Source organism: Halomonas faecis, assembly GCF_010993975.1.
Taxonomy (GTDB): Bacteria; Pseudomonadota; Gammaproteobacteria; order Pseudomonadales; family Halomonadaceae; genus Halomonas; species Halomonas faecis.
In genome coordinates, this window is sequence record NZ_JAACZO010000011.1 from 1 (window position 1) to 13,537 (window position 13,537).

The 13,537-nt window shown below is 63.3% G+C and carries 11 protein-coding genes; all 11 read left to right on the plus strand.

All coding sequences use genetic code 11. The features are described from left to right. The first annotated feature begins 289 nt into the window (after window positions 1–289). Window positions 290–622 carry a flagellar transcriptional regulator FlhD gene (gene flhD / locus GFD32_RS05555; protein ID WP_163575574.1) on the plus strand — a complete coding sequence of 111 codons (333 nt, stop codon included), beginning with the start codon at window positions 290–292 and terminating at the stop codon, window positions 620–622. Further along, window positions 619–1,191 (plus strand): flagellar transcriptional regulator FlhC, encoded by a 573-nt coding sequence (flhC, locus tag GFD32_RS05560; RefSeq protein WP_163575575.1) that lies wholly within the window; start codon window positions 619–621, stop codon window positions 1,189–1,191. The genes flhD and flhC overlap by 4 nt, the downstream gene beginning before the upstream one ends. 181 nt (window positions 1,192–1,372) lie before the next feature. Next, complete coding sequence (motA, locus tag GFD32_RS05565; protein ID WP_163575576.1) at window positions 1,373–2,245, plus strand: flagellar motor stator protein MotA; 873 nt, start codon at window positions 1,373–1,375, stop codon at window positions 2,243–2,245. Then, complete coding sequence (motB, locus tag GFD32_RS05570; protein ID WP_163575577.1) at window positions 2,242–3,201, plus strand: flagellar motor protein MotB; 960 nt, start codon at window positions 2,242–2,244, stop codon at window positions 3,199–3,201. The genes motA and motB overlap by 4 nt, the downstream gene beginning before the upstream one ends. A gap of 39 nt (window positions 3,202–3,240) precedes the next feature. Then, window positions 3,241–5,427 carry a chemotaxis protein CheA gene (gene cheA, locus GFD32_RS05575; RefSeq protein WP_163575578.1) on the plus strand — a complete coding sequence of 729 codons (2,187 nt, stop codon included), beginning with the start codon at window positions 3,241–3,243 and terminating at the stop codon, window positions 5,425–5,427. Continuing rightward, window positions 5,424–5,918, plus strand: coding sequence for a chemotaxis protein CheW (gene cheW / locus GFD32_RS05580; protein WP_163575579.1), 495 nt, complete (start codon window positions 5,424–5,426; stop codon window positions 5,916–5,918). The genes cheA and cheW overlap by 4 nt, the downstream gene beginning before the upstream one ends. 92 nt (window positions 5,919–6,010) lie before the next feature. After that, window positions 6,011–7,657, plus strand: coding sequence for a methyl-accepting chemotaxis protein (locus GFD32_RS05585; RefSeq protein WP_240455555.1), 1,647 nt, complete (start codon window positions 6,011–6,013; stop codon window positions 7,655–7,657). Window positions 7,658–7,743: 86 nt separating this feature from the next. Continuing rightward, window positions 7,744–9,099, plus strand: coding sequence for a methyl-accepting chemotaxis protein (locus tag GFD32_RS05590; protein ID WP_407081070.1), 1,356 nt, complete (start codon window positions 7,744–7,746; stop codon window positions 9,097–9,099). Window positions 9,100–9,238: 139 nt separating this feature from the next. Continuing rightward, a complete protein-coding gene (locus tag GFD32_RS05595) occupies window positions 9,239–11,437 on the plus strand; it encodes a methyl-accepting chemotaxis protein (RefSeq protein ID WP_163575580.1) in 2,199 nt (732 codons plus the stop codon). Further along, entirely contained in the window at window positions 11,434–12,318 is an 885-nt protein-coding gene (locus GFD32_RS05600) for a CheR family methyltransferase (protein ID WP_163575581.1), read from the plus strand. Before GFD32_RS05595 ends, GFD32_RS05600 begins: the two co-directional genes overlap by 4 nt. Window positions 12,319–12,405: 87 nt before the next feature. Then, on the plus strand, window positions 12,406–13,467 hold the full coding sequence (locus tag GFD32_RS05605; RefSeq protein ID WP_163575582.1) for a protein-glutamate methylesterase/protein-glutamine glutaminase: 1,062 nt from the start codon (window positions 12,406–12,408) through the stop codon (window positions 13,465–13,467). Window positions 13,468–13,537 lie beyond the last annotated feature (70 nt).

The following is a 13,537-nucleotide window of genomic DNA, read 5'->3' on the forward strand; positions in this document are numbered from 1 at the left end:
CGGGCGGGATCCGGTCATCGGACTCCAGCTGGAGCCGCAGCGTCTGAGGATCCAGGAATTCGTGGTGGGCGACAGTGAAGCCTTTCCAGAACAGGCATAGCGGGGTAGCATCCATGGCAACGGCGGTGTCCGTAGGCTGACGTTTTGGCGAATATCAGCTTACTCGGATTTACCGCCGTTTCTCTATCCTGACCTCGCTCAGCGCCCTGCTCATTTCACGCCAGTCTGCGAAGAACCAAAAAAAAGTGTTAGATAAAAACGACGCGCGATATCACGTGCAGGGAACCTTATGCAAACCACCGATCACCTGGATGAGATACAGGATCTCAACCTTGCCTATCTGTTGCTCGCCCAGCGTTTGCTGACCGAGGACCGTTCGGCGGCCATGTTTCGTCTCAAGATCGATGACGACATGGCCGATCTGATCGCCTCGTTGAACGCTTCGCAACTCACCACGCTGTCCCGTACCAACCAGCTGCTCTGCCATTTCGGTCATGAGGCTGCTGAACGCCTGCGCCAGGTGGTGGACAACCCTCGAGACAATGGCCTGTCGCGGTTCCATGCTGCGCTGCTGATGGCCGGTCAGGGGAATGCGTCGCCGCTGGCGGGAGGTGAAGGATGAGTCAGAAGAGCCTCGTCACGGAAATGCAGCAGGTGCAGCTGGCCATCGAGTTGATCGAACTCGGTGCACGCCTGCAGGTGCTGGAAACCGAGACCGATCTCAGTCGGGCGCGCTTGATACGGCTGTTCAAGGAGGTGCGCGGCATGTCGCCCCCCAAGGGCATGCTGCCGTTCTCCACCGATTGGTTCATCACCTGGCTGCCGAACGTGCATGCCTCGCTGTTCTACAACATTTATGAGCGGCTTCGCTCTGAGCAGGGCTGCGAGCGCATGCCGGCCTTCGTGACGGCTTATCGCCTGTATGGTGAGCAGGTACGCATCGATGACGTGGAGCCGGTATTGGGGCTGACTCGGGCCTGGACCCTGGTGCGCTTCTTCGAGAGCGATCAACTGCAGTTGTCGTCATGCACGCAGTGCGCCGGCCGTTACGTGGCCCACGCCCACTCGCCGGACCACGATTACGTCTGTGGCATCTGCATGCCGCCGTCGCGTGCCGGTAAGACCCGCAAGCGCCGCGAACGGGAAGCTGCCCAGGCAGCGGTCGATTCGCTGACGGTAGCCTCCGGCTGAGTCGCTGGCGGGAGCGAGAACCCCATCCCCATAGTCTCATTGACGATTCCGCCCCGGTAGGCTCTGCCGGGGCGGCGCTGGCTGAGCGACTATTTTTTTGTGGCTGCGGCTCAAGTCGTGATGGCGGTGGCCGATACATCCCTATGACATCAAGACGCATCCCTGACTAAGGATACCGGTTGTGCTGATTCTGATTGGCTACGTCGTCGTCATACTCTGCGTGTTCGGCGGCTATGTACTGGCCGGCGGCCATCTAGGGCCGCTTTACCAGCCCACTGAGCTGCTGATGATAGGCGGCGCCGGGGTGGGGGCATTCATCGCGGCCAACAACGGCAAGGCGCTCAAGGCGACGTTCAAGATCTTTCCCAAGCTGCGCCGCACCAAGAAGTACAACAAGGAAATGTACATGGAACTGCTGGCGGTGCAGTTCAAGCTGCTCAGCAAGGTTCGCCGCGAGGGGATGCTCGGCATCGAGCGCGACATCGACGACCCCCAGCAGAGTGCGCTGTTCCAGGAGCACCCCAAGGTGAGCAGCGATCCGATGTTGATGAACTTTCTGACCGACTATCTACGCCTGATGGTCAGCGGGGGCATGGACCCGATGGAAATCGATGAGCTCATGCTGCACGAGATCGAGGCCTTCGAGCAGGAGGCGCACATTCCCGTCGACGCCATCGCCAAGGTGGGCGACGCCATGCCGGCGTTCGGTATCGTGGCGGCGGTCATGGGGGTGGTGAAGGCGCTGAGCAGCGCCGATGCCGGCCCGGAGGAGATGGGCGTGATGATCGCCCACGCCCTGGTGGGTACCTTCCTCGGCATTCTGCTGGGCTACGGCTTCATCAACCCGGTAGCGACCAGTCTCGAGCGTCAGGCCAAGGAAGCGGAGAAGATGCTGCAGTGCATCCGCGTGACCCTGCTGGCGAGCCTGCATGGCTACGCGCCGCAGCTGGCGGTCGAGTTCGGCCGCAAGGCGCTGCACAGCACTGAGCGGCCTGGATTCAGCGAGCTCGAAGAGTACGTACGTAATGCCAAGGCGGGTGCCACGGTCGAATGAGCGAGAATTCAGGCAAGCGGCCCATCATCATTCGCCGCAAGAAGGTCGTTCACGCCCATCATGGCGGCAGCTGGAAGATCGCTCTGGCCGACTTTATGACGGCGCTGATGGCCCTGTTTCTGGTCATGTGGATACTCTCGGTGGCCACCCAGGAGCAGCGCGAAGGGGTGGCGGAGTACTTCAGCACGCCGTTGGTGAATGCCGTCACCGGTGGCGAGCGCTCCGGCAGTACTCAGGTGATTCCCGGCGGCGGACCGGATCCGGCGCACAGCGATGGCGAACGGGCGCGCATCGATACTCAGGAGCGCACGCGCCCCAGCGAGGAGCAGCGACGCTTCTTCATGGATCTGCAGCGGCGCATCGAGACGGTGATCGAGCAGGATCCGGATCTGCGCCAGCTACGCGACCAGATGCGTTTCGATCTGACGCCGGAGGGATTGCGCATCCAACTGTTGGATACGGAGCAGCGGCCGATGTTCGATCTGGGCAGCGCTCGCGTGGAACCCTATATGCGAGATCTGTTGCGTGCCATGGCGCCGCTGATCAACGAACTGCCGAATCAACTCAGCATCAGCGGACACACCGACAGCCTCGCCTACCTGAGCGGGTATCGGGGCTACAGCAACTGGGAGCTCTCCACCGACCGTGCCAACGCCTCGCGCCGCGAGCTGGTGGAGGGCGGTCTGGAATCGGTCAAGCTGCTGCGCGTTTCCGGCTTCGCCGATCGCGTGCCGATGCCGGACACGGAGCCCTTCGATCCGATCAACCGGCGCATCGAGCTGCTGGTGCTGTTGCCCGAAGTGGCGGAGCGGATTCGCAATCCGGGCGTGTTGAACGGGCCCGGCATGCCGAGTCCGATGAGTCGTCGACAGGACGCGCCACTCGGCGGCGATGTGAACCTCGCGCCGGTACGACAATTCACGGAAAGCCTCAGCCGCTCGCTCGGTAGCGAGTGAGTCGGCTTGGATATCAACTGAAACCAGGTGGAACTGCGCATGGATATCACGGACTTCTATGAGACTTTCTTCGAGGAGGCCGAGGAGCTGTTGGCCGACATGGAGCGCCACCTTCTGGAGCTGGATGTAGACGATCCGGATTCGGAGCAGCTCAATGCCATCTTCCGTGCGGCGCACTCCATCAAGGGCGGAGCCGGCACCTTCGGCTTCGATGTGCTGCAGAAAACCACCCATCTGTTCGAGAACCTGCTGGACCACGCACGCAACGGCGAGATGGCTCTGCGGCGGGACATCGTCGATACCTTTCTGGAAACCAAGGACATGCTCAACGATCAGCTGGACGCCTACCGTAACGGCGACGAGCCCGATCAGGAGGCCTTTGAACGTATCTGCAAGACCCTGCAGCAGGTGGCCCTGGAGGAGATCGGCAAGGGGTTGGAGGCGGCCGGCGGCGACATGCCGCAGCCCGATGGCGGCGCCAAGAGCGAGCCACCCAGCCAGTCTGCTGAGCCCGAAGCCGACGCCGAGCCGAGCAGTGATTCAGCCGCCGGTGCGGGGGCCGCGAATGACGGGTGCCGGGTAGTTGCTCTGCTCGGAGTGGGCGAAAAGGATCGCGAACTTCTGGTTGAAGAGCTTGGCCAGCTCGGCGAGGTCGTCGAACATCACGGCGATGAAAAACGCTACGAAGTGGTGATGGAGTCCACGGTCAGCGATGACGACATCGAGGCCGTGATGTGCTTCATCATCGATGCCGATCAGCTCGAGATTCGTGCGCCGGTGGAGCGGGCCGATCAGGGCGAGCCGTCGGCCACGGCCGATGCCGCCAGCGACGAGGAAACGGCTGCGCAAGAGGCCAAGCCGTCTGCCGCGCCGGAGAAGGCCGCCGTGGCTTCCGACAAGCCGAAGTCGGCGGAGTCGAAGGGTAACGACAAGCCCAAACCCGCCGACAAGTCCAAGGCGCAGCCCAAGGCCAAGGCCGGCAGCGAGTCGACCTCGATTCGCGTTTCCGTCGACAAGGTGGACCAGATCATCAACCTGGTGGGCGAGCTGATCATCACCCAGTCGATGCTCGATCAGACCGTCAGCGAGCTGGAGGGCCCGGCCAACGGCAACCTGGTCAACGGCATGAGCCTGCTGCAGCGCAATGCGCGGGATCTGCAGGAGTCGGTGATGTCGATCCGCATGATTCCCATGGATTTCGTGTTCAGTCGCTTTCCACGGGTGGTTCGCGAGACCGCCGGCAAACTCGGCAAGGAGATCGAGCTGGTCACCGAGGGGGCGGCCACCGAGCTCGACAAGAGCCTGACCGAACGCATCATCGATCCGCTCACCCACCTCGTTCGCAACAGTCTCGATCACGGCATCGAGCCACCCGATGCGCGCGAGGCCGCCGGCAAGCCGCGTACCGGCAAGCTGACACTGTCGGCCAAGCACCAGGGCGGCAACATCATCATCGAGGTCATCGACGACGGTGCCGGCCTCAACCGCGAGAAGCTGCTCGACAAGGCTCGCGAGAGCGGCCTCAACGTCTCCGATACCATGAGCGACGATGACGTTTGGCAGCTGATCTTCGCCCCGGGCTTCTCCACCGCCAAGGAAGTCACCGACGTCTCCGGCCGCGGTGTCGGCATGGATGTGGTCAAGCGCAACATACAGGGCATGGGCGGCAGCGTGCAGATCACCTCGAAACCAGGTGAAGGCACCACCATTCGCATCGTGCTGCCGCTGACCCTGGCGATCCTCGATGGGATGTCGATCAAGGTCGGCAGCGAGATGTTCATCCTGCCGCTGTCGGCGGTGCTGGAGTCGTTGCAGCCGGCCAAGGAGGACATCTATGCCATGGCCGGTGACGACGTGGTGCTCAAGGTGCGCGACGAGTATCTGCCGGTAGTCGCGGTGCATGAAGCGCTCGATGTCGCCGACGCCCGCACCGAGTTGACCGAGACCATCGCGGTGATCGTGCAGGGCGAGGGGCGTCGCTATGCGCTGCTGGTGGATGACCTCGTGGGCCAGCAGCAGGTCGTCGTCAAGAATCTCGAAACCAACTATCGCAAGGTGCCGGGCGTCTCCGCCGCCACCATTCTGGGTGACGGCAGCGTGGCGCTGATACTCGATATCACCGGGTTGCACCGGCTCAGCCGTCAAAAGAAAGAAGCGCGTCGGCACAAGCCCGCCGATCGTTCGCTCGAATCCGTAACCGACAACGAGATGGAGACGTCATCATGAACCAGACGACCGATGTAGCGCTGGCCGCGGCGGAAGCGCAGAACAGCGAGTTCCTGGTGTTCTCGCTGGGCGACGAGGAATACGCCATCGACATCCTCAAGGTGCAGGAGATCCGCGGCTACGAGAACGTCACCCGCATCGCCAACACCCCGGAGTTCATCAAGGGGGTGACCAACCTGCGCGGCGTGATCGTGCCGATCGTCGATCTGCGCATCAAATTCAATCTCGAGAAGGTCGAGTACGGCGGTCAGACGGTGGTCATCGTGGTCAACGTCGAGGATCGCATCGTGGGTATCGTGGTTGATGGCGTCTCCGACGTGATGACCCTGTCGCCGGACCAGATCAAGCCGGCCCCCGAGTTCGGGGTCACCCTCTCTTCCGACTTCCTCAGCGGCCTGGGCAGTCTCGAGGACCGCATGCTGGTGATCGTCGACATCGACAAGCTGCTCACCAGCGACGAAATGGCTCTGGTGGAGAAGGTTGCCGAGTGAGACTTGGCCGGGGTCAATTTTGTGATGCCCCGGCCTCTATACAATAACGTTGCATAACGCCAGTGAGCCGTTTGGGAACAGGGGGTTGAAAGTTGAAACTGACCACGATGCAGAAGCTGTGGGGATCGTTCGCCTTCATCTGGCTGGCAATGATCGTGCTGGTCGCCTGGGGGGCCTGGGAGAATCGCCAGATCATGGTCGAGGAGCGCCGGAGCGCGTTGAGCGACTATACCGACATGGCCATGAACGCCATCGACGGGTATGCCCAACGGGTGGAAGCCGGTGAGCTCGGCGAGGAGGAAGCCAAGAGCCAGGTGGCCGAGGTCATCAGCAGCATGACCTACGATGAAGGTCGTGGTTATATCTACGTCTTCAATGAAGACTACGATCTGTGGGCCCACCCGCGCTTGCCGGTGGGCACCAATCTGGGCGACTTCCAGAACGATGAGGACCGCTTCCTGTTTCGCGAATTCGTCGAGTCGGTGCACGACGACGACGGCTTCGTCAGCTACTTGTGGGCTCACGCGGACGAAGACGACGAACTCGTCACCAAGACCTCATTTCACCAGTACCATGCCGATTGGGGCTGGGTCGTGGGGACCGGGGTTTATGTCAACGACATCAACGCCGCCTTCGTCTCCAAGCTGGCCTGGAGCCTGGTGCCTTTGTTGATCGTGGGGCTTCCGGTCACGCTGATGATCGGCAGCGTGTTCCGCGACATCTCTCGTCGGTTGGGCGGCGAGCCGCGCACTGCGGCCGAATTCGTCGGCCATATCGCCGACGGCGACCTGACGCCGGAAGTGACGCTGCGCAAGGGTGACGACAGCAGCCTGCTCTACCACATCGACCGCATGCGCGGTTCGCTGGCGGGAACCATTGGCGAGATCAATCGCCGCGCTCACGAAGTCGACCAGGAGGTAGAAAGCATCGTCTCGGTGAACGATGAGCTGGCCACCCGCACCGAAGAGCAGGCCGCCTCCCTGGCCGAGACGGCGTCGAGCATGGAGCAGCTCACCCAGACGGTGAAGCAGAATGCCGACAATGCCGATCAGGCTCGTGACCTTGCCGGCAAGACCGAGCAGAGCGCCCAGCAAGGCAGCGAGGCGATGGAGAACGTCATCGAGGCGATGTCGAGCATCAACGACAGCGCCGTACAGATGACCAGCATCGTCGACACCATCGAGTCCATTGCTTTCCAGACCAATATTCTGGCGCTCAACGCTTCGGTCGAAGCGGCACGCGCCGGTGAGCACGGGCGTGGCTTCGCGGTGGTGGCCGAGGAGGTTCGCAAGCTCGCGAGCCGCAGCGCCGAGGCCGCCCAGGAGATCAAGACGTTGATCGAGAAGTCGGACAGCCAGGTCAGCAACGGCAGCCAGCTGGTGCGCGAGACGGGCGAAGTCATTCACGGCATGGTGCGCGACATCACCCAGCTCAGCACGCTGGTGGCCGAGATATCTTCGGCTTCAGTGGAGCAGAGCAGTGGCATCGAGCAGGTCAATCAGGCCGTCACTCAGATGGATCAGATGACCCAGCAGAACTCGGGCCTGGTGCAGAGCAGCAACAATGCCGCGCAACGCCTCAGCGAGCAGAGCCGGCGTCTGACCCAGCAGGTGGCGCATTTTCGCGTCGACGGCATGACCCTGTCGACGGCCGACCCGAGGCCGCAATCCTTGCCTGCGCCTGCATACGGCCGCGACGAGGATGCCTGGGGAGAGCGTCGCGAACCGGCAGAGGCGTGAAGCATGACGGTGCCGGCCGCCTCAGCGCGGCCGGTCGACGGACCACAACCATCAGGCTGCGTGCCTGTCGATCATGAGGGAATGACGTGAAGCTTCTCGACAACATGACCGTGCGGGTCAGCTGGAGTCTGGTGCTGGTGTTCTTCGCCGGCGTCATCGTGCTCCTCAGCGGCCTGGGGCTGTATGCCCTGCACATCGGCACCAATGCCGTCGCCGACATCGCGCCCGAGGCCGGCGAGAGCGGCCTGGCATTGTCGCAATCCTACGAGAGCCTGGCCGGTTGGATGCGCCTGGGCATCATCGTCATCCTGGCGGGTTCCGCCGCGGTGATGGCGATCGTGATGTGGGGCATTACCGTCAACGTGCTCAAGCCGCTGGCGCGTCTGGTCGGGTACTTCGAGGGCCTGGCGCAGGGCGATCTCTCCCAGCCCGTGGAGCAGCGCGGCAACAACGAGATCGGGCGGTTGTTCAACTCCCTGAAGCACATGCAGGACGGCCTCTCGGCGACCGTGGGAACGGTCCGCCGCAGCGGCGAGGGGATCTATCACGGTGCCCAGGACATCGCTCAGGGAAACAACGAGCTGTCGTCGCGTACCGAGCAGCAGGCGGCTTCACTGGCCGAGACCGCGTCGAGCATGGAGCAGCTCGCCTCCACGGTGGAGCACAACGCCGACAACGCCCGCCAGGCCAGCCAGCTTGCCGCCGAGGCCACGCGCACCGCTCAGCAAGGGGGCGAGGTGGTTGGCGATGTCGTCACCACCATGCACGAGATCAATGAAAGCTCGCACAAGATGTCGGACATCATCGAGGTGATCGACAACATCGCCTTCCAGACCAACATTCTGGCGCTGAATGCCTCGGTGGAGGCGGCGCGGGCCGGCGAGCATGGCCGTGGCTTCGCCGTGGTGGCTCAGGAAGTGCGCAACCTCGCCGGTCGCAGCGGCACCGCTGCGGGGGAGATTCGCGAGCTCATCGAGGCTTCTCTCAAACGTGTCGATGCCGGTACCCAGCGGGTCGACACCGCTGGCAAGACCATGACCGAGATCGTGCAGGCCGTGCAGCGGGTCAGCGACATCATGGATGAGATCGCCTCCGCCTCGCAGGAGCAGAGCAACGGCATCGGCCAGGTCAACCAGGCCGTCACCCAGATGGACGAGGTGACACAGCAGAACGCCGCTCTGGTGCAGCAGGCGGCCAGCGCTGCCACTCAGCTCGAGGCCGAGGCCGCGCGACTTCACGAGGCGGTGTTCAACTTCCGTCTGGCCGGTGAGGCGGCCGGCGAAAGACGTTCGCAGGGTCGTGCCAAGCCACCCGCCGACATCGATCCCAAGCCCACGGCCAAGGGCGCGAGCAGCGCCCCGGCATCTGGCAAAACAGCGGCATTGCCGGCGTCACGCAGTAACCCGGTGCAGGAAGACGAAGAAGAGTGGGCGTCGTTCTGACCTACCACCCGGCGGCGTCCTAGCGTGGCCGGTGCACGACTGACAACAACGAGAATGCGACTCCCCCTGACGTGATCGCGCGCATGATCACTGCCCTTGATGCGGCAGGGAGTCTGGAGCAAGAAGAACAGGAGGGAACATGCGCAACAACCAGCCCGTCACCCAGCGAGAATACCGGCTCAATGATGAGCAGTTGCTGATTTCGCGAACCGACCTCAAGGGGCGGATCACCTACGCCAACAGCCATTTCGTGGAGGTCAGCGGTTTCGATTGGGAAGAACTGTACGGCGCGGACCACAATATCGTGCGCCACCCCGACATGCCGCCGCCGGTCTTCGAGGACCTGTGGGCCACCTTGCAGAAAGGCGACAGCTGGCAGGGGCTGGTCAAGAATCGCTGCAAGAACGGCGATCACTACTGGGTGCAGGCGACGGTGACGCCCATCATCGAGGATGGCGAATGTTTGGGCTATACCTCGGTGCGCGTCAAAGCCGACGCCGAGGCGGTTCAGCGCGCCGAGAAGCAGTATGCGAGGCTGCGTGACGACAAGGGTCACGGTTTGACGGTTCGCGACGGCCGGGTGACCCGCGGGGGAGTGCTCGGTTGGTGGACGCGGCTCAACCTGGGCAGCGTGCGCGCCAAGCTGGTGATGATGACGCTGGTACCGCTACTGTTGCTGGCGGTGAGCAGCGGTGTCGGTCTGTTCGGACTGCAGGTTTCCGGCGAGCGCCTCGACGAGCTCAATCGCGACGGCCTGCAAGACGTGATTCGCCTGCAGCAGATCGACCAATTGATCTCCCAGGCGCACCAGCAGGTTGGCGGACAGGACCGCATGGAGATCCTGTCCGAACGCGAGACGCATGCCGAGAGCCTGAGCGAGATCGTGGTACGCCTGCGTGAACTGTGGGGTGAGTACCGTGATCGTGATGTCAATGCCACGTCGCTGGCCGATGATTTCGGTGAGGCGGTCACTCGCTACGTTGACGAGAACCTCACGAACATTCGTGATGCGCTGGCCTCCGAAGACTCCATGGATACCTTCACGGCCCTCAACAATGACATCCAGCCGCTGCGCGAGCGGGGGCGCGAGCTGTCGGGCATGGTCAACGAGCTGATCGAGCAGAAGCGTCAGGCCGCTCTCGACATGTCGGAAGCGGCCTCAGCGGGGCAGCGTCAGATGATGATCGGCCAGGCCGTCTTCCTGCTGGTCGGGCTCGTGGTGCTGGTCGCCTTCGGTGGCTGGATCATGCGTGCCATCAACCGCCCGCTGCACCGGGCCAGGAACATCGCACTGCAGATCGCCTCGGGGAACCTTGCCACCGTGGTACCCAAGCTCAAGGATGACGAGTTCGGTCGGCTCATGGATACCCTCGGCATCATGCGTCGCAGTCTCTACATCACCACGTTAGGGGTCAAGCACGGCATCGGCGTGGTGGAGCCGGCCAGTCGCTCCATCGCCGACGGCAACGAGGGTCTGGCCTCACGTACCGAGCAGCAGGCCTCCTCGCTGCAGGAGACCGCCTCCAGCATGGAGGAGATGACCACCACGGTGCAGCAGAACAGCGACAATGCCCGGCAGGCGAGCGGTCTGGCCATGGACAATGCCAACCGCATGCGCGACACCGGCGAGCTGATGCAGGAGGTGGTGTCCAGCATGGAGCGAATCACCGCCAGCTCGCAGAAGATGAAGGACATCATCGGGGTCATCGATGGTATCGCCTTCCAGACCAACATTCTGGCCCTCAATGCCTCGGTGGAGGCGGCGCGGGCCGGCGAGCACGGCCGCGGCTTCGCCGTGGTGGCCGAGGAAGTGCGCAGCCTGGCCGGTCGCAGCGCCGACGCCGCCAAGGAGATTCGCGGGCTCATCGACGGCACCAACGGTGAGATCGAAGGTGGTGCCAGCCGAGTGCAACAGGTCGAAAGCGCCATGTCCGAGGTCATGGAAACTTCGACACGGGTCAACGACATCATCGGCGAGATTACCGCGGCGTCGGAAGAGCAGAGCAACGGTATCGGCCAGATCAACCAGGCCATCGGCGAACTCGACCAGGTGACCCAGGAGAACGCTTCCCGCGTCGAGGAGACGGCCACCGCGGCCAAGAGTCTGATGCGCCAGATCGAAGACCTGGCACGCGACATACAGGTATTCCGCATGCGCGGTATGGGGGCGGAACAGGTAGTCGCCGTGGCGTCGGCGTCGGCGTCGCGAAGCCAGGCCGGCGGTGGCTCGGGTCCTGAGTCGCCGCGCCAGGTTGAGCGTGATCCGCTGCCCGAAAAGCGCCAATCGAGATCGGCCCCTGCCAGTTCGGCCGCTGAAGAGGAGTGGGAAACGTTTTGACCCAGTCTGTGGAAGGTGCTGCCTCCGACGCGGGGCAGTGGTCGAGCGGCGGTCAGCTGGAGCGCGACCTCGTTTTGACCGATGCGGACTTCACGCGGATTCGTCAGCTCATCTATGAGCGGGCGGGGATCGTGCTGGCCGAACATAAGCGCGAGATGGTCTACAGCCGCTTGGCAAAGCGGCTGAGACATCATGGCATGACGCGCTTCGGCGACTACCTGGCGCGCCTCGAACGCTATCCGGAGGCGCGGGAGTGGCAGGCGTTCACCAACGCCTTGACGACCAACCTCACCGCTTTCTTTCGTGAGGCGCACCACTTTCCGCTGCTGGCCGATCACGTGCGAGATCGCCGTGAACCCGTGCGGGTGTGGAGCGCGGCGGCATCCACCGGCGAAGAGCCTTATTCCATCGCCATGACGCTGATGGAAACGTTGGGTTCGCGGGCGTCCAATGCTTTCGTGTTGGGTACCGACATCGACACCGATGCGCTGGAGCGGGCGCGGGCCGGCATTTATCCGGTGGAGCAGGTCAACAAGCTCGATGCGGAGCGGATCAGGCGCTTCTTCCAGCGTGGGCGCGGTCGCCACGAGGGGCTGGCTCGTCTGCGGCCGGAGGTCTCGAACCTGGTGGAGCTCCATTCGCTCAACCTGCTGGCGCCGCAATGGCCGCCGGTGAAGGGTCCCTTCGATGCCATCTTCTGCCGCAACATCATGATCTATTTCGATAAGCAGACGCAGGCGCGGATTCTCGAGCGTTTCGCGCCGCTGCTCAAACCCGATGGACTGCTGTTTGCCGGGCACTCGGAGAATTTCTCCTATATCACTGACGTGTTCCGGCTGCGCGGCCAGACCGTCTACACCCTGGCCAAGGGGCGCGGTTAAAGTTCCGCCGCGCCCTGGCCGATAGGGTCAATAGTTCGCTATCGCCGCGGACCGCCAGCAGCGGTTCGCCAGACTAGGAGGCTTGCCTTGGGATCGACAACGATCAAGGTGCTGTGCGTCGACGATTCGGCGCTGATTCGTGACCTGCTCAGCGAGATCATCAACGAACAGCCCGACATGGAAGTGGTTGCCGTGGCCCCCGATCCGCTGGTAGCCCGCGATCTGATCAAGCGACACAACCCCGACGTGTTGACGCTGGACGTGGAAATGCCGCGCATGGACGGGCTCGATTTTCTCGAGCGACTGATGCGGCTGCGACCCATGCCGGTGCTGATGGTGTCGTCGCTGACCCAGGCGGGCTCCGAGGTCACCCTGCGTGCCCTGGAGCTGGGCGCGCTGGATTTCGTTGCCAAGCCGTCGCTGGGCATTCGCAGCGGCATGCGCGAATACGCAGACGATATCGCCGAGAAGATCCGCGCCGCGGCCAAGTCGCGTCCTCGCCAGGCGCGCAAGCACGACACGCCGACGCCTGCTCGGCTCAAAGCGCCCATCAGCACCAGCGAGAAGCTCATCATCATCGGCGCTTCCACCGGCGGTACCGAGGCGATTCGCGCCGTGCTCGAACCGCTGCCCGCCAACAGCCCGGCGATTCTGATCACCCAGCACATGCCGGGCGGGTTTACCCGCTCGTTCGCGGAGCGGCTGGATCGTCTGTGCAGCATTACCGTCAAGGAGGCGTCGGACGGCGAGCGGGTATTGCCCGGCCATGCCTACATCGCCCCCGGGGATCACCACCTGAAGTTGTCGCGCAGTGGGGCGAACTACGTGGCGCGTCTGGACGACGGGCCTCCCGTCAATCGCCATCGCCCTTCGGTTGACGTGCTGTTTCACTCGGCGGCGACTCAGGCCGGACGCAATGCCATTGGTGTGCTGCTCACCGGCATGGGAAAGGATGGCGCGGCCGGGCTGGTCGAGATGCGCCAGGCCGGTTCGCCGACCATTGCCCAGGACGAAGCGAGCTGCGTCGTGTTCGGCATGCCCCGCGAAGCGATCGCCATGGGCGGCGCTCAGGAGGTGGTGTCGCTGGAGCACATTCCCGAGCGCGTGATGGCGCTGATAGCCGCCTCGGGTCGAGCGCAGCGGGTATGACGCAGCCAGCTTCGCTGCGCAGGAAAGCGCGGGAATACCGTCAAGGATGCAGTCAATTTTTCGTTAGTCG